21 protein-coding genes are annotated in these 18921 nt (G+C 69.8%); 13 read left to right on the forward strand and 8 right to left on the reverse strand.

Annotated elements, in window-relative coordinates:
* Window positions 1-419: 419 nt before the first annotated feature.
* The 4 genes from ACIBG8_RS28230 to ACIBG8_RS28245 all read right to left on the reverse strand — a co-directional run bounded on the left by ACIBG8_RS28230 (window position 420) and on the right by ACIBG8_RS28245 (window position 2642).
* Window positions 420-878, reverse strand: coding sequence for a hypothetical protein (locus ACIBG8_RS28230; RefSeq protein ID WP_397345954.1), 459 nt, complete (start codon window positions 876-878; stop codon window positions 420-422).
* Window positions 879-977: 99 nt separating this feature from the next.
* Window positions 978-1274 carry a hypothetical protein gene (locus ACIBG8_RS28235; protein WP_397345955.1) on the reverse strand — a complete coding sequence of 99 codons (297 nt, stop codon included), beginning with the start codon at window positions 1272-1274 and terminating at the stop codon, window positions 978-980.
* Window positions 1275-1397: 123 nt separating this feature from the next.
* Complete coding sequence (locus ACIBG8_RS28240) at window positions 1398-1619, reverse strand: hypothetical protein (protein ID WP_397345956.1); 222 nt, start codon at window positions 1617-1619, stop codon at window positions 1398-1400.
* A 777-nt stretch (window positions 1620-2396) separates the two neighbouring features.
* On the reverse strand, window positions 2397-2642 hold the full coding sequence (locus tag ACIBG8_RS28245) for a hypothetical protein (RefSeq protein ID WP_397345957.1): 246 nt from the start codon (window positions 2640-2642) through the stop codon (window positions 2397-2399).
* A gap of 54 nt (window positions 2643-2696) precedes the next feature.
* Here ACIBG8_RS28245 and ACIBG8_RS28250 point away from each other — a divergent pair, with 54 nt between their 5' ends.
* Window positions 2697-3428 carry a MerR family transcriptional regulator gene (locus tag ACIBG8_RS28250; protein ID WP_397345958.1) on the forward strand — a complete coding sequence of 244 codons (732 nt, stop codon included), beginning with the start codon at window positions 2697-2699 and terminating at the stop codon, window positions 3426-3428.
* On the opposite strand, the gene ACIBG8_RS28255 is transcribed toward ACIBG8_RS28250, so the two are convergent.
* Complete coding sequence (locus tag ACIBG8_RS28255; RefSeq protein WP_397345959.1) at window positions 3425-4726, reverse strand: carboxylesterase/lipase family protein; 1302 nt, start codon at window positions 4724-4726, stop codon at window positions 3425-3427. The two genes, ACIBG8_RS28250 and ACIBG8_RS28255, sit on opposite strands and share 4 nt — an antisense overlap.
* A gap of 81 nt (window positions 4727-4807) precedes the next feature.
* On the opposite strand from ACIBG8_RS28255, the gene ACIBG8_RS28260 reads away from it, so the two are divergent.
* Window positions 4808-5749 carry an Lrp/AsnC family transcriptional regulator gene (locus ACIBG8_RS28260; RefSeq protein ID WP_397345960.1) on the forward strand — a complete coding sequence of 314 codons (942 nt, stop codon included), beginning with the start codon at window positions 4808-4810 and terminating at the stop codon, window positions 5747-5749.
* Here the strand turns inward: ACIBG8_RS28260 and ACIBG8_RS28265 are convergent.
* A complete protein-coding gene (locus ACIBG8_RS28265) occupies window positions 5721-6878 on the reverse strand; it encodes an ROK family protein (RefSeq protein ID WP_397345961.1) in 1158 nt (385 codons plus the stop codon). The two genes, ACIBG8_RS28260 and ACIBG8_RS28265, sit on opposite strands and share 29 nt — an antisense overlap.
* An 81-nt stretch (window positions 6879-6959) precedes the next feature.
* On the opposite strand from ACIBG8_RS28265, the gene ACIBG8_RS28270 reads away from it, so the two are divergent.
* Together ACIBG8_RS28270 and ACIBG8_RS28275 are read left to right on the forward strand one after the other, a co-directional pair.
* Window positions 6960-7640 (forward strand): alpha/beta fold hydrolase, encoded by a 681-nt coding sequence (locus tag ACIBG8_RS28270; protein WP_397345962.1) that lies wholly within the window; start codon window positions 6960-6962, stop codon window positions 7638-7640.
* Window positions 7631-8863, forward strand: a complete 1233-nt coding sequence (locus ACIBG8_RS28275; RefSeq protein ID WP_397345963.1) for an MFS transporter — start codon at window positions 7631-7633, stop codon at window positions 8861-8863. Before ACIBG8_RS28270 ends, ACIBG8_RS28275 begins: the two co-directional genes overlap by 10 nt.
* Here the strand turns inward: ACIBG8_RS28275 and ACIBG8_RS28280 are convergent.
* On the reverse strand, window positions 8847-9707 hold the full coding sequence (locus tag ACIBG8_RS28280; RefSeq protein ID WP_397345964.1) for an alpha/beta hydrolase fold domain-containing protein: 861 nt from the start codon (window positions 9705-9707) through the stop codon (window positions 8847-8849). The two genes, ACIBG8_RS28275 and ACIBG8_RS28280, sit on opposite strands and share 17 nt — an antisense overlap.
* Before the next feature lie 60 nt (window positions 9708-9767).
* On the opposite strand from ACIBG8_RS28280, the gene ACIBG8_RS28285 reads away from it, so the two are divergent.
* From ACIBG8_RS28285 to ACIBG8_RS28325, 9 genes are read left to right on the forward strand one after another with little or no spacing between them, the layout of a single operon-like run.
* Window positions 9768-11300: an AMP-binding protein gene (locus ACIBG8_RS28285; RefSeq protein WP_397345965.1), complete on the forward strand. Its 1533-nt coding sequence runs from the start codon at window positions 9768-9770 to the stop codon at window positions 11298-11300.
* On the forward strand, window positions 11288-11674 hold the full coding sequence (locus ACIBG8_RS28290; protein ID WP_397345966.1) for an acyl-CoA thioesterase: 387 nt from the start codon (window positions 11288-11290) through the stop codon (window positions 11672-11674). The genes ACIBG8_RS28285 and ACIBG8_RS28290 overlap by 13 nt, the downstream gene beginning before the upstream one ends.
* The gene (locus ACIBG8_RS28295; protein ID WP_397345967.1) at window positions 11665-13788 is read left to right on the forward strand and encodes an FAD-dependent monooxygenase; all 2124 of its coding nucleotides are present in this window, start codon (window positions 11665-11667) and stop codon (window positions 13786-13788) included. Before ACIBG8_RS28290 ends, ACIBG8_RS28295 begins: the two co-directional genes overlap by 10 nt.
* Window positions 13785-14762, forward strand: a complete 978-nt coding sequence (locus ACIBG8_RS28300) for a carbon-nitrogen hydrolase family protein (RefSeq protein ID WP_397345968.1) — start codon at window positions 13785-13787, stop codon at window positions 14760-14762. The genes ACIBG8_RS28295 and ACIBG8_RS28300 overlap by 4 nt, the downstream gene beginning before the upstream one ends.
* Entirely contained in the window at window positions 14711-15760 is a 1050-nt protein-coding gene (locus ACIBG8_RS28305; RefSeq protein ID WP_397345969.1) for a cupin domain-containing protein, read from the forward strand. Before ACIBG8_RS28300 ends, ACIBG8_RS28305 begins: the two co-directional genes overlap by 52 nt.
* Entirely contained in the window at window positions 15751-16515 is a 765-nt protein-coding gene (locus ACIBG8_RS28310; RefSeq protein ID WP_397345970.1) for a fumarylacetoacetate hydrolase family protein, read from the forward strand. Before ACIBG8_RS28305 ends, ACIBG8_RS28310 begins: the two co-directional genes overlap by 10 nt.
* Entirely contained in the window at window positions 16512-17252 is a 741-nt protein-coding gene (locus ACIBG8_RS28315) for an Asp/Glu racemase (protein ID WP_397345971.1), read from the forward strand. Before ACIBG8_RS28310 ends, ACIBG8_RS28315 begins: the two co-directional genes overlap by 4 nt.
* Before the next feature lie 11 nt (window positions 17253-17263).
* The gene (locus tag ACIBG8_RS28320) at window positions 17264-18058 is read left to right on the forward strand and encodes a PaaX family transcriptional regulator C-terminal domain-containing protein (protein WP_397345972.1); all 795 of its coding nucleotides are present in this window, start codon (window positions 17264-17266) and stop codon (window positions 18056-18058) included.
* A gap of 41 nt (window positions 18059-18099) precedes the next feature.
* Window positions 18100-18519, forward strand: coding sequence for a DUF1579 family protein (locus ACIBG8_RS28325; RefSeq protein ID WP_397345973.1), 420 nt, complete (start codon window positions 18100-18102; stop codon window positions 18517-18519).
* On the opposite strand, the gene ACIBG8_RS28330 is transcribed toward ACIBG8_RS28325, so the two are convergent.
* The gene (locus tag ACIBG8_RS28330; protein WP_397345974.1) at window positions 18520-18786 is read right to left on the reverse strand and encodes a hypothetical protein; all 267 of its coding nucleotides are present in this window, start codon (window positions 18784-18786) and stop codon (window positions 18520-18522) included.
* Window positions 18787-18921: the final 135 nt, after the last annotated feature.

Consider the following 18921-nt stretch of genomic DNA (forward strand, 5'->3'; position numbering starts at 1 on the left):
GGCACGCTAGGGCGAGACCGTTGGCTCCAGGTTGGGAACCGGTTGGGTCGATTTGCCCCACGGGGCAGCCATAGGGCCCACCCCACCGAACTGGCCTGCCAGTGGCAGCTCACCGTCACCGTCTGCCGGACGTGAGAGCGACCGACAGCACCCGGGTGATGCGTGGCCCACATGGCCACTGATGGATGACCTGACCACGTTCCTCAATCGGTGGTTCGACGAGGACTAACCGCGGTCAAGATGCTGCACCCGGACTGGGACGAAGACCAGGTCGACGAAGAGGTCAAGCGCGCCCCGACCACAGCGCATTCAGCCAAGCCCGACACGGCGCCAGGCGAGGAGGACTCGACGGCCGACGAACAGGGCGGTCCGCCCCGCACCACGCCTTAGCTGCACTTATGTCCTCCTCTGGAGAAATGTCATTGTCCAGGCATACCTGCAGCGGGCCAGAACTGTAGCTTCAACAGGGTGAAGCCGACAATGTCCGGTGTGAACTCCTCGTGCCCGAGGGATTTGCGATGGATGGCGATCTTCCAGACAGTGTCCTCTCGGCCGAGGTCGAATTCCTCGCCGTAAGTTGTTCCGCCGGAATAGCCACTGACGGCGACGACCTTTCCAGACGTCAGGCTTACGCTTCCGGCCCAGCTCCTGTCCCAGGAGGAGAGAGGCGGAGGCGGCCCATCCCAGAGTTCGTACTTGATGAGGCATCGCTCGCTGCGGTTCTCGTTGATCGAGATTCCGTTGTCGGCTACGGCGATCCACTCGTCCGCATCGGCTTGGATTTCGGCGAGAGCCCACTCCTCGTCAAGGTCCGCGACGCCTTCCAGATACTTGGGAATCTCGCGGTGGTCGAGCAGCTCAAGGATGATTCTCGGCACAGGCCGTCCTGACGCTTGTCGTTAGGGAGGGCGACTGAAGGACCATGCGGCCCGTCCAACTTCCCACAATCATGTTGTGGCTGGACGGCAGTGGGCAAGTCAGCGGTGATCCCTGGACAGCTCTTCGATCGTTGTGATGCCCGGTGTAGGCAGGGAAAGGTCCTCCCGCTCTTTGCGCAGGCCTCGCTTGTTGGGACGGATATCCAAGCGGTCGACGTCGATCGTGAGCAGGACCCGGAATGACCGCCGACGCCATTCCTTGCCGCCGAGGCGCTTGTAATCGGCGGGGGCGAACGGGGGGAACGCAACGCCGAAGGCGGCACGCATCCGGATAGATGAGAGCTTCCCAACCCCCCACCCCCATTGGATCGTCCCTTTGACCATGACGATGGCCATCGGGATCAACGCGAATCGGAGCCTCTTCTGCCCTACGCGTGCCACCTCACGGGCGCGACCGGCCAAGAAGAGGGAGGGCAGCGAGCGGCATGGGGACCACCAAAATGTAGGCAGTCTCCTTGTCTACGGGTTGCAGTTGTCGCAGTGGACGTCGGGGGGTGGGTCGCCGGTCGTCAGGTCCTTGAGCCAGTCGACCAGCCACACGCCGTTGACCTTGATGTCGTAGAACTTGTCGTGCTCGAAAAGGCCGTGGCCATTGCCCGGTGCGGTGTAACTGTGCAGGGTTGCGCCCGTCGCCTCGGTAGCCGCCTCGTTGGCGTCGATGGCGGGTTTGCTGGCGTCCATCTGGTCGCCTCCACCGCCGCGTGCGGGTCGTGGGCGTAGTCGAAGCGGGACAACACCAATCTCGGGGTGTGTTTCGCGGCCTGGGACCAGAAGCTGGGGATGCTCCATGTCGAGGTCGTCAGACCGTCCACTGCCCAGCTGGGCATGGCGTTGAAAGCGCCCCAGGTCTTGTTGAGGACTGTGGTGTTGAAATCCCGGGTTGTCGGGCCACGCACCGGACTGGGCGCCGAATACGGTGACCTTGGCTTTCGGGAGGCGGTCTGCGGTTAGGGCACCGTACAGAGGGGCGGCTATCGAGCCTGCTGTTTTGCCGATGACCACGACTTCCGTGGCGCTTCCATAAGCCTTGGCCAGGTAATCGAGGGTGGCTGTTCCGTTGGTGCTGGACGGTCAGGGTTGGGGAGTACTTCTGGGCCACGTTGCCCAGGTGTGCGTCGCCGGTGCAGGCGCTCGCGAAGATGATCGATTAGTCGGCGAAGAAGCCCTCCTGCTGGTCGGTTGGTTGTTCGCCGGTCTCGCTGCGCCAGTCGTAGAAGTCGTTCTCGCCGGTCGGGTCTGTGCTGATAAATGCGCACATGGTGGTGTCCCAGCAGACGCCGCCGCCGTTCAGGAACAGGACGACCTTGGTCGGATCGGCGCGCCGTTCCCAGAAGGAGAACGCGCTCCGGCTTCCAGGGCTGGGCTTCGACGTGGGAGCGGGTGAGGAAATAGGTCGCGGCCCCGCTTATCAGGAGCAGCAATATGGCTGCGGATGGCGGTGACAGTGGCGTCAGGAGATCAGTTGAGCAGTTTCTCCAGTTCCAGGCTCGCCGGTTCGTATCCGGCGTCCGCGATGCGTTGCAGCTCACGCAGGTCGCGTGCCGCCACCGCGCGCTGGGTGAGAAGGAATCCGGCACGCATGGATCCCTCGTCGAGCAGTTCGCTCAGTTCCTCGGCGTCGGCGAGGTCGGCCAGCCGGTCCAGGGCGGTTTCGTTGCCCTCGTCGGCCAGGTCACGCAGTGTCTGCCGGTCGAAATTCTCCATGACCCCATGGTGCGACATTGCCCCAGGGGCAAGGTCAAGTGCCACGATGACCAGGTGATAACCATCGGGCAGCTCGCCAGGTACATCGGAGTGTCGACCAAGACGATCCGTGTTTATCACGACAAGGGGTTGATTCCTGAGCCCGACCGGGACGCCTCCGGATACCGGCGTTACGGCGCCGAGCACGCCGTCGAGCTGATCAAGATCAGGACCCTCGCGGCGGCTGGAGTGCCGCTGGCGCGGATCAGGGACCTGCGGTCGGCGAGCGGGCAGGAGTTCCAGCAGGCCCTCGGCGAGATCGACGCCGACCTCACCGGGCGGATCCGCGAGCTGAGGACGACCCAGCGGCGCCTGCGCAAGCTCGCGGCCGGCCGCCTCCAGCCGCTGCCCGACGAGGTGGTCGACCACCTCGACCAGTTGGCCAGGCAGGGGTTCACCGGGCGGTGGGTGGCGCTGCAGCAGGACCTGTGGATCCTCGTGTTCGCCACCCATCCGGACACCGCGGTCACGCTCTTCCGCGACCAGGCGCAGATCCTGGCCGACCCGGCGCTGCGGCAGATGTTCCTCGACTACGACCAGGCGCACGACCTCGACCCCCACGACCCCCGGGTCGACGACCTCGCCCAGCGGATCGTCGCAGCCACCAGAGCGCGGTACGGTTCCCAGGACCTGCCGGGCAGCGAGATCGACTCCGAGGTCCCGGCGCTCATCCAGGGCACCGTCAACGCCTCCTCCTCGGCCTGGCAGCGCCTCGACGTCCTGATCCGTAACGGACTGCGTCGCTAGGCGAACACGTGGAGTTCCGGGTACGGTGCCCAGCCCGGGTCGCCGGTGCGGATGAAGGAGATCCACGCGCGGTGCATCCGGTCGCCCAGGCCTGAGACGTCGAGCCCCGACATCATCGGGGCGTGCGACCACCGGCCGAAGTTCGCGAATGTGAACGGCAGGTCCAGGCAGTGGGTGGCGCCGAGCCGTCCGTCATGGGCAGGTGTGGCCACGTCGAAGCGATACACCCATGCTGGACGGCGCGAGGCCAGGTCCAGCAGTGGGGCTCCGAACATCGCCTCGCACACCGCCTGCTGCAACTGCTCCCCCGGCGTGCCGTCCCCAGAAAGGGAGAATCCGGTAGACGAGGCCCATGAGGACACCTGGGCGGAGGTCGCCGAGCGGATCGTGTCGTCGAGGCCGAAGGCGAAGGTGGCCTCGTCCCGCGTGTACCCGGCGACGATGGGGATCGACGACGCGGCCAGGTTGTCCACAGGGTGCCGGGACAGCACGGGGAGGAACGCCAGGGCCCACTCACCCCACTGCTGGTGCCGTCCCATCACGGCCAGGGTGCCTTCGAGCAGCCGCTGCCACGACTCCTTGCGCAGCGCCTCCACATCGGCCACCCCCAGCGCGTCCATCAGCGTGGCGGTGCGCGCCGAGGCGTCCGAGGCGGTGGGCAGCTCAAGCCCGAGCGGTGCGCTCTGCAGGATCGCGCGGTGGAACAACCCGCCGGGCAACGCCCCGATCGACAGTGCCCCTCCCGACTGCCCGGCCACCGTGACGTTGTCCGGGTCGCCGCCGAAGCGGGCGATGTTGTCCCGTACCCAGGTCAGCGCCGCGACCTGGTCGGACAGCCAGACGTCGTCGTCCCCCACCCCGTGCAGGAACCCGAGCGGCCCGAGCCGGTAGTTGATGCTCACCACCACCAGGTCCCCATTGCGCGCGAAGGTGTCGCCCGCGTACACCGGCAGCGACCCCGACCCGCTGAGGAACCCGCCGCCGTGGATCCAGACCAGGACGGGACGGCGCGCGTCGTCCACCCCGGGCGTCCACACGTTCAGCGTCAGGCAGTCCTCGTCGAACGGCGGCAGCCCGTGGTTCCCGAGGATCGGATGGACGCCGGGAAAGTGGAACTGCGGCGCGCTCGGCCCGTACTCCGCCGCCTCGCGGACCCCGCTCCAGCCCGGATGCGGCTGTGCCGTCCGCCAGCGCAGGTCCCCGACGGGCGGGGCCGCGTACGGCACGCCGCGGAAGACGACCAGCCCGTCCTCCGATGTGCCGCGGAGGGCACCCTGTGTCACCTCGACGATGCTCATGGCTGGAGCATCGCCACGAGCCCACGAAAGCCGTAGAAATGACCGCAAGAATGACGGGATCTCGACAAAGGGCGCTGGCAAATGGATGAGATCGACCAACGGCTGGTCTGCGCGCTCCAGCACAACGGCAGGCTGAGCTGGGGCAGGATCGCGCACGCCCTCGGCGTCTCCGAGCGGACGATCGCCCGCAGGGCAGGCACGTTGCTGGGCTCCGGCACCGTGCGGGTGGTCGCGATACGCAACGCCTTCCGCGTGCCCGGCTGGACCCCGATGGTGTTGCGCGTGCGGTGCCGTCCAGGCCAGGTGCGCGCCGTGGCCGAGGCGCTGGCCAGGCGGAGCGACGTGTTGCTGACCGACATCCTGGGCGGCGGCGACGAGGTCTGCGCCACCGTCTTCAGCCGCAGCCCCCAGCAGCGCAGCGCCCTGCTGCTGCGCGACCTGCCCGCGACCGCGGCCGTCACCTCGTGGACCGCGTACGGCCTGCTGCGCGTCTTCGCCGAGGCCCTGCGCTGGGAGGCGGGCCTGCTGAGCGCGGAGCAGCTGGAGGCGCTCGGCCCGCCGTACCCTGGACCGGTTCCCGGCCCGGCGCGCCCGCCGCACCCGGTGGACGAGCGGCTGGCCGAGCTGCTGAGCACCGACGCCAGGATGAGCCACGCCGAGCTGGCTGCGGGAGCGAACATCTCCGAGTCGACCGCCAGGCGCAGGGTCGAGGACCTGCTCAAGGACGGCAGCGTACGGATCACCGCCGACGTCGACGTCGCGCACCTGGGGTTCGGGGTGGAGGCCGCGCTGTGGCTGACCGTCCGGCCGGAGGCGGTCGAGCGGGTGGGGCAGGCGCTGGCGAGCCATCCGGCGACCTGGTTCGTCGGGGCGACGACGGGGCCGGCCAACCTGCTCGCCTACGTGGTGCTGCCGGCGCTGGACGACCTCTACCTGTTCCTGGGCGCGATGCCCGAGGTTGCGCAGTGCGAGACGACGCTCTTCCTGCACGCGGTCAAGCGCGCGGGGGTGCTTCGGCGTTGAGCTCCAGCGGGTCGTCCAGGAGCTGCTCGACGGCCAGGGCGGCGGCGCCGCGCGCCGGGGCGTCCGGACCGAGCACGCCCGCGCGGACCCGCAGCGCGCGGTAGGCGGGGGCGGCGGCGCGGTGGGCGGCGAGCCGCCTGTCCACCTGCTCGACCAGCCAGGGCGCCAGCGGGGCGTAGGAGCCGCTGAGGATCACCGCCTGCGGGTTGAGCAACGCGGAGATCGCGCCCACGCCCTGGGCGATCCAGTGCGCCCCCTCGTCGAGGGCGCGCAACGTGCGCGGATCGCCCGCCTCGGCGCTGGCGAGCAGGTCGTCCGTGGCAGCGAGCCGGGCCAGCGCAGGCAGTCCGGCCATGACCTCCAGGCACCCCTGCTGCCCGCAGAAGCAGTCGGGCCCGCCGGGCGCGACCACCACGTGTCCCGCCTCGCCCGCTCCCCCGTCCGACCCGCGAAACAACCGCCCGTCGATGACGATGCCCGCGCCCACGCCGACCGAGCCGCTGAGCACCACCACGTCACGCAGCCCCTCCCCGCGCACCGCGTCGTACTCGGCCACCGCCGCCAGGTTCGCGTCGTTGTCGAGCCAGAAACGCACCGCGGGATGCTCCGCGCGCAACGCCTCGACCAGCGGGAACTCCCGCCACCCGAGATGCGGCGCCACCCCGACCAGCTCGGAGTGCGCGCTGACCGACCCGGGCACCGCGACCGCGATCCCGGCCAGGTTCCGTACGGCGGGCAGCGCGTCCCGCAGCTCGGCCAGCAGGACGGGCAGCACCTCGCCGCCGTGCCGTACGTGCGCCTCGTGGAGCGGACGCCCGCCGAGGTCGGTGGCGTGCAGCGTGATGGAGTGCACGTCGACCTGCACCCCGATGACCGCCAGGTGGGACCCGTCGAACTCGACGATGCGCCGCGGCCGCCCTGCCGACTCCAGCGGCCGCACCCCGGCCTCGCGCAGCAGCCCGCGCTCGATCAGCTCGGCCGCCAGGCTCGTCACGGCTCCCGCCGCCAGCCCGGTCTCCGCCGAGATCTCGGTGCGCGAGCGCGGCCCGCGATCGCGCACGTGGCGCAGGACCAGGGCCAGGTTGTGACGGCGAACGGTGAGCACGTCCGCCGGGCTGCCACTGATCACGAACTCAACCCTAGCCTTCGCGGGGTCCACGGGTTACGCTCACCCACAATAAATTCTGGCCCTGAAAAAATAGGAGGGGCTGTGCGCCTGCACGTGACAGAACGCGGCGACGGTGACCGTACCGCGATCCTCATCCACGGATTCAGCGACGACGGCGACACCTGGTGGCGCGTCGCGCCCGAACTGGAACGGCGCGGCTACCGCGTCCTCATGCCCGACCTGCGCGGCTTCGGGCAGAGCCCGCGCGCCGAGTCCTACAGCGCCAAGGAATGGGCGGCCGACCTGGTCGAGAACCTCCCGAAGGGCGCCGAGGTCGTCGCGGGCCACTCGCTCGGCGGCCGCCTGCTGGCCATGACCGTCGACGAGCTGGCCCCGGAGCGGGCCATCTACCTGGACCCGGCCTGGGCCGTCCCGTCGCAGGCCATCGAGCTCGCCGACGTGGCCGCGTTCCTCCAGGGCATGACCAGGGAGCAGATCCACCAGCTCAACCCGCGCTGGAGCGACCGGGACCTCGACGTGGAACTCTCCTCGTTCGCCGCCATGGACCCGCGCACGGCGGGCGCCCTGGCCGAGATCGCCGCCACCCCCATCGAACCGGGCGAACCCGATCGCCCCTCCCTGCTGGTACTGGCCGAGAACTCCCAGCTCGTCGACCCGACCACGCTCAAGGGCTTCGAGGTCCGTACGGTCACCGGAGCAGGTCACGTCATGCACCGCGACGACTTCGACGCCTTCATGGCCGCGCTGGACGGGTGGATCTGACCATGGTCCAGACGGTCAAGAGCGCCGGGCAGGTCCGCTTACTCCCCTTCATCTTCCTCGGCACGGCCGCGGTCATCGCGCTCTACTCGGGCTCGGCCACGCTGATCGCCCTGCAGGTGGAGCAGTTCGACCCGGTCAACAAGGTGGCCAACCTGGGCCTGATCACCGGGATCAGCTCCGTCTTCGCCACCGTGTTCAACCCCATCGGCGGCGCGCTGTCCGACCGCACCCGCTCCCGCTTCGGCCGGCGCAACCCGTGGTTGCTCGGCGGCTCGGTGGCCGGCGTGGCCACGATGGTGTTCCTCGGCATGGCCGACAACCTGCTCATGCTCGGCATCGGCTGGTGCCTGGCGCAGGGCGTCTACAACCTCTACCAGGCGGCGCTGCTGGCGATCATCCCCGACCGGGTGACGAACGAGCGGCGCGGCACCGCCTCGGCGGTCATGGGGATCGGGCTGCCCGTCGGCGGCGTGGTGGGCGCGGTCACCGCGGCCAACTTCGCGACAGACACCTCGTTCGGCTACCTGATCTTCGGCGGAGCCGTGGTGGCGGCAGCCGTCCTGCTGGTGTTCTTCACCAGGGATCCGCGTCCCGGCGAGTACCAGGTCGCCGAGCCCTCGGGCCTGGTGGCGTCGTTCCTGTTCGCGCTGCGGCACCGGGACTTCCTGCTGGTCTTCGTCGGCAGGGCGATGATGATCCTGGGTTACTTCATGGTCCTCGGGTTCATGCTCTACATCCTCAAGGACCACATCGGCCTGCCCGCCGACCTCCATCCGGCCGCCGCCGTCGCGCAGATCACCATGATCTCCACGGTCTGCTCGGTGCTCGCCACGGTCATCGGCGGTCCGCTGTCGGACCGGCTCGACCGGCGCAAGGCCTTCGTGGTGATCTCCGGGGTGGTCGCCGCGCTGGCGCTGGTGATCCCGCTGGTCGCGCCGAGCTGGCCGATGATGCAGGTGTACGCGGCCGTGCACGGCTTCGCCTTCGGCATCTACGGCGCCGTCGACCTGGCGATCGCCACTCTGGTCCTGCCCAGCCAGGGGGACGCGGCGCGCGACATGGGCGTGCTGAACATCGCGGGGGCCGGACCCCAGATCGCGGCCCCCTTCGTCGCCTCGGTGATCATCAACGCGCTCGGCGGCTATCCCGCGCTGTTCGCGGTGGCCACCGTCGTCTGCCTGATCGGCGCCCTGGCCTTGATCCCGGTCAAGGGCGTCCGGTGAGGTGACGGGCCAGGAAGGCGACGCTTTCCGCCACGATCGGCTGGACGTCGGCCACACCCAGGAAGATGTGGTTGGCGTCCTCGATCGTGGACAGCGTGACGTCCACGCCCTGCTCGCGCAGCGCCTTGTCGAAGGCGACGCTCTGGCTGTACGGCACGACCTGGTCGACGGTGCCGTGCACCAGCAGGAACGGCGGCGCGTCCGCGGTGATGTGGTTGATCGGGCTCGCCTGCCCGGCCAGCTCGTCGTCGCCGCGGAACAGCGACTCGTACGGGTCGGGCCAGCCGGGCGGCATCTCCAGCGGGTGCTCCTGGACGGTGATCATGTCGGCCACGCCGTACCAGTCGACGACCGCCTGGACCGAGTGGTCGCCCTCGCCCACGCCCTCGACGCCCGCCAGCTCCGGCCCGGCCAGCGCGGCGAGGGCGGCCAGGTGGCCGCCGGCCGACTCGCCCATGACGCCGAAGCGCGCGGCGTCGAGGCCCAGCTCGCCGGCGAACGTCCGCAGGTAGCGGATGGCGGCGACGACATCGTGGTGCTGGGCCGGGAAGCGCGCCTCCTGGCTGTGCCGGTAGTCGATCGTGGCCACCGCCAGGCCCGCCTCCAGCAGCGAGCCGAACAGCAGCTCGGCGGGGATCGTGGGCGGCGTGTAGCGCCGGTCGCCCTCCAGCCATGCGCCGCCGTGGATCCAGACGACCAGCGGCACGGGCCCGTCCGCCTCGGGAACGGTGAGGTCGAGCAGCCGCGGCCGGTAGCCGGGCCTGAGCGCGTAGGTGAGCCCCTGGTAGCGGCGGGATGCGTCGGCCACGGGCGACAGGAAGGTCGGGGGCGTGAAGTCTGTCATGCACCGATCCTAATATAGCGATCTCTTGACTGTCGACAAAAAAACAACATACTGAGCACCATGACCGCTCATGTCGACACTTTCTGTCGTGACCGGCTCCCTCCCCCCGACCTCTGGCCCCACCTCACCGACCTGGGCTATCCGGAACGCCTCAACTGCGCCGTCGAGCTGCTCGGCGACTGGGCGCCCGAGCGCCGCTGCCTGCTGACCCCCACCGAGGAGTGGAGCTACGGCGACCTGCGCCGCCGCTCCGCCCAGGTGGCGCAGGTGCTGACCGAGGACCTCGGCCTGGTGCCGGGCAACCGGGTGCTGCTGCGCGGGCCCAACACGCCGTGGCTCGTGGCCTGCTGGTTCGGCGTGCTGCAGGCCGGTGGCGTGGCCGTCACGACGATGCCCCTGCTGCGCCGGGCCGAGCTGGACACCATGTGCGAGATCGCGCGCCCGTCGATCCGGCTGTGCGACCCGCGCTTCCTGGACGAGCTCGACGAGGCCGTGTCGTTCGCCGAGCTGGCCGCGCTCTGCGAGCTCAAGAGCGGCGCGTTCACCCCGGTCGACACGGCCGCCGACGACGTGGCGCTGGTCGCCTTCACCTCGGGCACCACCGGCAGGCCCAAGGCCACCCTGCACTTCCACCGCGACGTGCTGGCGATCGCGGACACCTTCGCCAAGCACGTGCTGCGCCCGGTCGCCGACGACCTGTTCACCGGCACGCCGCCGCTGGGGTTCACCTTCGGGCTGGGCGGCCTGGTGGTCTTCCCGCTGCGGGTGGGCGCGGCCACGCTGCTGGTCGAGCAGGCCGGGCCAGAGCAGCTCGCCGACCTCGTGGAGACGTACCGCGCCACGGTGCTGTTCACCGCACCCACCGCCTACCGGGCGCTGCTCGACCGCGGGCTCGCGCCGCGCCTGGCCGGGCTGCGGCGCTGCGTGTCCGCCGGGGAGCCGCTGCCCGCCGACGTCTGGACTGCCTTCCACGCCGCCACCGGGCTGCGGGTGATCGACGGGATCGGCGCCACCGAGCTGCTGCACGTGTTCATCTCGGCTGCGGACGACGACATCCGTCCCGGGGCGACCGGTCTGCCCGTGCCCGGGTTCCAGGCGCGGATCGTCGACCACGACGGCCTGGCCGTACCAGATGGGGTGGCCGGGCTGCTCGCGGTCGTCGGGCCCACCGGGTGCAGGTACCTGGACGACGAGCGGCAGCTCGCCTACGTGCGCGACGGGTGGAACCTCACGGGCGACACCTACATCAGGGACGAGGACGGCTATTTCTGGTTCCAGGCGCGGGCCGACGACATGATCGTCTCGGCGGGCTACAACATCGCGGGGCCCGAGGTCGAGGCGGCCCTGCTCACCCATCCCGACGTCCTGGAGTGCGGGGTCGTCGGGGCTCCCGACGCGTCGCGCGGGACGATCGTCAAGGCGTACGTGGTGCTCAGGCCGGGCGCGGCGGCGACGGGAAGCTCGCTGCAGGCGCACGTCAAGCGGGCCATCGCGCCGTACAAGTACCCGCGCGCCGTCGAGTTCGTCGGGTCGTTACCGCGCACCTCGAACGGCAAGCTGCACCGGGCGGAGCTGCGCCGATGGGCGCAGTGACCGTCGAGCGGCGGGTCGAGTGGTCCGACACCGACGCCGCCGGGCACCACCACTTCTCCGCGATCCAGCGCTGGGCCGAGGCGGCGGAGGCCGAGCTGCTGCGGTCGCTGGACCTGGACTCGCTCTTCGGCCGCATCCCCCGCGTGCACTTCTCCGCCGACTACCTGAGCCGGCTCTGGTTCGGCGAGCAGGTCCGGATCGAGCTGCGCGTCGACAAGGTCGGCACGAGCTCACTGCACTACTCCTTCACGGTGTACGGCCCGGCCGGCGTCGCCGCCGAGGGCCGCATGTCGGTGGTGCACTCCCCCAGCACGCAATCCGCACCCTGGCCCGACCAGGTGCGCCAGAAACTCATGGAGGGCACGTGCGCCTAGCAGTCATCGGCGGCGGCCCAGGCGGCCTCTACTTCGCCGCCCTGGCCAAGCAGCTCTCACCGCACTGGGAGATCACCGTCTGGGAGCGCAACGCGGCCGACGAGACCTTCGGCTTCGGCGTGGTCTTCTCCGACGAGACCCTCGGCAGCATCGCCGACGCCGACCCGCAGGTGTTCGCCGCGATGTCGGCGGAGTTCGCCCGCTGGAGCGACATCGACGTCCGCTACCGCGGCAGGACGCTGACCTCTGGCGGGCACGGCTTCGCCGCCCTGGAACGCAGGCGCCTGCTGGCCATCCTGCAAGAACGCTGCGCCGCGCTCGGCGTCACCATCCTGTACGGCACGCCCGCGCCACCAGGCCTGGAGTCCACCCACGACCTGGTGATCGCCGCCGACGGGGTGCGGTCTGGGCTGCGCGACGCCCACGACTTCGGCACCACGGTCGACACCCGCCACTGCAGGTACATGTGGCTGGCCACGGACAAGGTCTTCAAGGCGTTCACCTTCATCGTCGAGGACGGGTTCCAGGTGCACGCCTACCCCTACTGCGACGACCGCAGCACGGTCATCGTCGAGACCACCGCGTCCGCTTGGCGCCCCGACCTGGACCTCCCCCGCCTGGAGCAGATGCTGGCGCCGCACCTGGACGGCCACCGGCTGATCGCCAACAACTCCAGGTGGCTGCGCTTCGCCACCGTGCGCAACAGGACCTGGTCGCGGGGGAACCTGGTGCTGCTGGGAGACGCCGCGCACACCGCGCACTTCTCCATCGGCTCGGGCACCAAGCTGGCCATGGAGGACGCCCTCTCGCTGGCCGCCTGCCTGCACGAGCACGCGGGCACCGCCGAGGCGCTCGTCGCCTACGAAGCGGAGCGGCGTCCCGTGGTGGAGTCGACGCAGCGGGCCGCGCAGGCGAGCCTCGAATGGTTCGAGAACATCGAGCGGCACCTCGGCCGCGCGCCGGAGCAGTTCGCCTTCGACCTGCTCACCCGCAGCCGCCGGGTCACCTACGACAACCTGCGCCTGCGTGACCCGGAGTTCGTGGCGTCCGTGGACGGGGGCGGGCCGCCGCCGATGTTCGGCCCGTTGACGCTCGGCGGGCTGACCCTGCGCAACCGGGTCGTGGTCCCGCCGCTGGCGACGTTCACCGCCACCGACGGGGTGCCGAGCAGCTTCGACGCCGCCCACCTGAGCACGCTGGCGCTGGGCGGGGCCGGTCTGGTGATCGCGGGGATGACCGCGGTCAGCGCGGAGAGCCGGATGACGAGCCGGTGCACCGGGCTGTACACGGACGAGCAGGAGGCGGCGTGGCGCAGGATCGTCGCGGACGTGCGTGCCCAGTCGGGGACGCCGCTGGGCATCCAGCTCACTCACGCGGGCCGCCGAGCATTTGGCCCGTCGATCGCGGCATCTGGCCAGCCGTGGGATGCGGGCCATCCGACGCCACGCGTGGCCGGTGTTGATGATCTCACTGCTGTTGTGCGGGACTTCGCTGCGGCGGCGGCGCGCGCCGATCGGGCCGGGTTCGACGTGCTGCAGCTCCAGTTCGGTCACGGCCACCTGGTTTCCGGCTATCTGTCCCCGCTGACCAACCCTGGCGACCGCTTGAGCTTCCCGCTGGAGGTGCTGGGTGCCGTGCGGGCGGTATGGGACAAGCCGCTGATCGTACGGATCTCCGCTGCGGACTGGGCGGAGGGCGGGCTGAGCGAGGCGGAGGCGGTGGCGATGTGCTTGGCCTTCGAGGGCGCCGACGCGATCGAGGTCTCCACGGGAGAGGTGGTCGCGCACGAGCAGCCCCCGTACGGCCGCGGGTACCAGGTGCCGTACGCCGACCTGATCAGGGCGGCGACCGGGCTGCCGACCATCGCCGTCGGGGCGATCTCCACCTACGACGACGTGAACTCGGTCATCCTCGCGGGCCGCGCCGACCTGTGCTCGGTCGGCCGGGCACATCTGCACGACCCGCTCTGGACCCTGCACGCCGCCGCCGAACAGGGCTACAGGGGACCTGGCGCGCCCTGGCCCGAGCCGTGGCAGGCGGCCGCCGGCGCACCCGCCTCGCGGCCCGCCCGGTCGAAATCCAGGTTGCGTTCTCTCCGGCGGGTGAGCGCATGAGCACGTTGCCACGGTTCACCGCTGCGGCCGTCCAGGCGGCTCCCGTCTACCTGGACACCGAGGCGACCGTGGCCAAGGCGGTGTCGCTCATCGCCGAGGCCGCGGGCAACGGCGCATCGCTGGTGGTGCTGCCCGAGGTGTTCGTGCCCGGTTATCCGTACTGGAACTGGACCATGACGCCGGTGCAGGGGTCGCCCTGGTTCGAGCGGCTCAGGCAGGCCTCGATCGAGGTGCCCGGCCCGCAGGTGGAGACGCTCTGCGCGGCGGCCAGGCAGCACGGCGCGGTCGTGGTCATCGGGGTCAACGAGCGCGTGCCGTACAGCCTGGGCGTGCTCTTCAACACGATGCTGACCATCGGCGCGGACGGGCGGCTGCTGGGCGTGCACCGCAAGCTGGTGCCGACCTGGGCGGAGAAGCTCACCTGGACCGGCGGCGACGGCAGCTCGCTCAAGGTGCACCAGACCGAGGTGGGGCCGCTCGGCGTGCTGGCCTGCGGGGAGAACACCAACACGCTGGCCCGGTTCGCGCTGCTCGCGCAGGGCGAGCTCGTGCACGCCGCCTCCTACATCGCGCTGCCTGTCGCGCCGGAGGACTACGACATGGCCGACGCCATCGCGATGCGTACGGCGGCGCACTGCTTCGAGGGCAAGGTCTTCACGGTGGTGTCCTGCTCGACGATCTCGCCGGAGATGGGTATCGCCGACCGGCCGCGCAGCGCGCTGTCGGGGATCTTCGGCCCGGACGGGCGGCCGGTGGTCGAGCCGCTCGTCGACGACGAGGGCATCGTCTACGCCGAGATCGACCTCAACCGGTGCGTCCAGCCCAAGCAGATGCACGACATCGTCGGCCACTACAACCGCTTCGACATCTTCCGCCTGCACGTGGACCAGCGTCCGCGCGCCCCCATCACCTTGGAGGAGACATGGACGACACCGCCATCGGACGCGCCCGGGTATCCGACACCCCTGAGCTGAAGGAGTACTACAAGGAGCTGGCCGCGCTGGACGCCGGAGCGCTCTGGACGGTCGCCAACGAGATCGAGCCCTGGTACCCGCAGCCCAGGTCGGTGCCGACGCTCTGGCGCTACGAGGAGCTGAGGCCGCTCGTGCGCAAGGCGCTGCCGCTGGTTCAGGCCGACGACGCGGGGCGCCGCGTGGTCATGCTGGTGAACCCCGGGCGCAGGGAGCTGAGCGCGGCCGTCGGGCTGCTGTACACCGGGCTGCAGATCATGGGGCCCGGCGAGGCCATGACCGCGCACCGGCACCAGGCCAGCGCGCTGCGGTTCGTCATCGAGGGCACGGGCGCGTGGACCGTGGTCGACGGGCAGAAGATCCGGGTCGGGCCGCGCGACTTCGCCATCACGCCGAACAACACGTGGCACGAGCACGGCAACGAGTCGTCGGACGCGCCGGTGATCTGGCAGGACGGGCTGGACATCCCGCTGGTCAACGCGCTGGACGCAGGGTTCTACGAGGTCTTGCCCGGCTTGTACCAGCCGGTCGAGTCCTCGACCTTGCGCTACGGCGGACATCTCCTGCCTTACGGGGATATATGGCGAAAGCCGTACTCGCCGATCTTCGCCTATCCCTGGGACGAGTCGTACGCGGCCCTTCGCTCCTTCCCTGTTCAGTCGCCCTTCGACGGCGTGATCATGGAGTACAGCAACCCGGTGACCGGCGGGTCCGTCATGCCGACCATGAGCGCCCACCTGCAGTTGCTCGCCCCCGGCTTCGTCTCCCAGGAACACCGCCACACCGGCTCCGTCGTCTACACGGCTGCTCTGGGCCGCGGTTACTCCGTCGTCGACGGGCAGCGCTTCGACTGGCAGGAGGGCGACATCTTCTGCGTGCCGTCCTGGGCCTGGCACTCGCACGCCAACGTCTCGTCCGAGGACGCCGTCCTCTTCTCCTTCAACGACTTCCCCGTCATGCGTTCCCTTGGCTTCTATCGGGAGGAAGCTCGATGCGACTGATCACCTACTCACTTTCCGACGGCGTACGGCACGCGGGGGTGCTCGACGGCGACCGCGTCGACGGGTACGCCCTGAGCGAGGTCACCCTGCACGCGCCGATCCGGCCCGGGAAGATCGTCGGGGTGGGGCTCAACTACGTGGAGCACGTGGCCGAGTCCTCGCGGACCCTGGACACCGCCCGCGAGCTGCCCGACCGTCCCGTGCTCTTCAGCAAGCCGGCGACCGCCGTCGTCGGGCCGGGCGAGCCGATCCTGCACGACGCCGCGCTCACCAGCCAGCTCGACTGGGAGTGCGAGCTGGCCGTCGTCATCGGGCGTACGGCCCGCCGGGTGCCGGAGGCGGACGCCATGTCCTACGTGGCCGGATACACGATCATGAACGACATCTCCGCCCGCGACCAGCGGCGGTCAGGGCAGTGGTTCTTCTCCAAGGGGCAGGACTCCTACGCGCCGCTCGGGCCCTGGATCGTCACCGCCGACGAGATCGCCGACCCGCACGACCTGGACCTGTCGCTCCGGGTCAACGGCGAGGTGAAGCAGAAGTCCAACACCCGGCACATGCTCTTCAGGATCCCGCGGCTGATCGCGGACATCACCTCGGGGATGACGCTGGAGGAAGGGGACGTCATCGCCACCGGCTCGCCCTCCGGGGTCGGTGCGGCGCAGGTGCCGCCGCAGTTCCTGCGGCCTGGCGACGTGGTCGAGGCGACCATCTCCGGCATCGGCACCCTCAGGAACCCGGTGGTCGCGGCATGACGTACCGCATCGGGCAGATCGTGCCCAGCTCCAACGTGACCATGGAGACCGAGGTGCCCGAGCTGCTGCGCCGGGTCTCCGGGGCCCGGTTCACCTTCCACTCCAGCCGGATGCGGATGACGCACGTCACGCCGGAGCAGCTCGCCAGGATGGACACCGAGTCCGACCGGTGCGCGGTGGAGCTCTCCGACGCCCGGGTGGACGTGCTCGGCTACGCCTGCCTGGTCGCGATCATGAGCATGGGGCTGGGGTACCACCGGGTCTCCGAGGAACGGCTGCGCCGCCGTACCGAGGAGAACGGGGCTCCGGCGCCGGTGGTGACCAGCGCGGGAGCGCTCGTCGAAGGGTTGCGCACGCTGGGGGCGCGCAGGATCACGCTGGTCGCGCCGTACATGAAACCGCTGACGCGGACCGTGGTCGACTACCTGACGCACGAGGGCGTCGAGGTGCTCGACCACGCCGCCCTGGAGATCCCGGGGAACCTGGACGTGGCCGCGCACGACCCCTGCCTGCTGCCGGCGATCGCGGAGAAGCTGGAGTACACCGACGCGGACGCGGTCGTGCTGTCGGCGTGCGTCCAGATGCCGTCGCTGGCGGCGATCGAGGAGACGGAGCAGCGACTGGGCAAACCAGTCGTGTCCGCAGCGGTCTGTACGGTTCACCAGATGTTGCGCGCGCTCGGGCTGCCCGCGGTCGTGCCCGGTGCTGGGCACCTGCTGTCGGGGGCGTTCGCTTAGGGTTGAGCCCTATGGTGATCCGGCCCAGTTCCCTGATTAACACGATCTACGGTGAGTTCGTGCGCAAGCTCGGCGGGTGGATCTCCATCGCCGACCTGATCGTGCTGATGGAGGAGCTGGGCGTCGACAGCCAGGCCGTGCGGTCGGCCATCTCGCGCCTGAAGAAGAGCGGCACGCTCGTGCAGGAGCGCCGCAAGAGCGTCGGTTACGTCCTCGGTCCGGACATGGGACCGGTGTTCGACGAGGGCGACCGGCGCATCTTCGGCCACCTCCAGCCCGCGCGGCTGGAGGACGGCTGGGTGATGGCCGTCTTCTCGGTCCCCGAGGCGGAGCGAGCCCACAGGCACCAGCTGAGATCACGCCTCACGTGGCTGGGCTTCGGAAACGTGTCGCCGGGGGTGTGGATTGCTCCAGCGCGACTCCTGGACGACGCCCGCCAGATGCTGCGCCGAGTGGACTTGACCGACTACGTCCACCTGTTCACCACGTCGTACGAGGCCTTCGCTCCGCTGGAGGACGCGGTGCGCACGTGGTGGGACTTCCCCGCCATAGAAAAGCAGTACGCGACGTTCACCGACACCTACGCCCCGACCCAGACGGACGTGTCACCGGCGGCGGCCTTCCGCGCCTACGTCCCGATGCTCACCGAATGGCGCCGCCTCCCCTACCTGGACCCAGGACTACCGACGTCACTCCTCCCCCAGGACTGGAACGCCGTGGCCGCCCGCGAAACCTTCCAACGCCTGCACTCGTCACTGGCAGAGCCCAGCAAGGAGTTCGTCACAGACACATTCAGCCACAACTGAATAGTGGCCCCTATGTGCCCCGAAGCCCGATATTCCACCCCATGAACGACTTCGACTTCCTCCTCGGCACCTGGACCGTCCACAACCGCAAACGCGGGGCAGACGGGGTGTGGCAGGAGTTCACCGCCCACGTAACCGCCGAACCGGCATTGGACGGCAGGGTGATCCTGGAACACCTGGAAGGCGTCTTCCCCAACGGGCGGCACGTCAAGGGCCTGGCCGTGATCGCCTTCGACCCCGCGACGCACCTGTGGCACCACACGTGGCTCGACACCCAGGTCTCACCGGACTTCACCCCGGTGGTGGGCCGCTTCGACAACGGCACAGGCACCTTCCACGGCCCAGGCCTCACGTTCCTGTGGGAGAACATCAAGACCGACTCCGTCCGCTGGTCCCAAGCCATCCCAGCGGACAACACCTGGCACACCAACTGGATCATGGACTACAGCCGCATCCAGTGATCACCTGCCCACCAGACGGTCCAGGCGGGAGGTGATGGCGCCTCTGCTGCGGCCGAACTCGGCCATCAGCTCTGCGATCGTCGCCCCTGCGGCCGCGCGTTCCGCGAGGCGGGCGTCGGCCGTCGGGGTCCAGGGCTGGTTGGCGTTCCTGGGCTGGGGGCGTTTCGGCTGCGTCGCCGAGGGCGCGGTGAGGCGCCTGGCGAGGGCCGTCAGGTCCTCCGGTCCGTCCAGGTGGACGATCAGGTGAAGGTGCAGGACGTCTGACATGCGGATCAAGGTAGCTGCGGGGACTGACAAACCTTGGTCAAAGGTGGCGTGGCTGGGAGGACAGGGGTGGTGGGGGGTGTGTGGATGGGGGGATGCTTGCCTCTCTGCTCATGGCCGCCTCGTTGGCGTGTCCGC

The sequence above is a fragment of the Nonomuraea sp. NPDC050556 genome (assembly GCF_044457355.1).
GTDB lineage: Bacteria > Actinomycetota > Actinomycetes > Streptosporangiales > Streptosporangiaceae > Nonomuraea.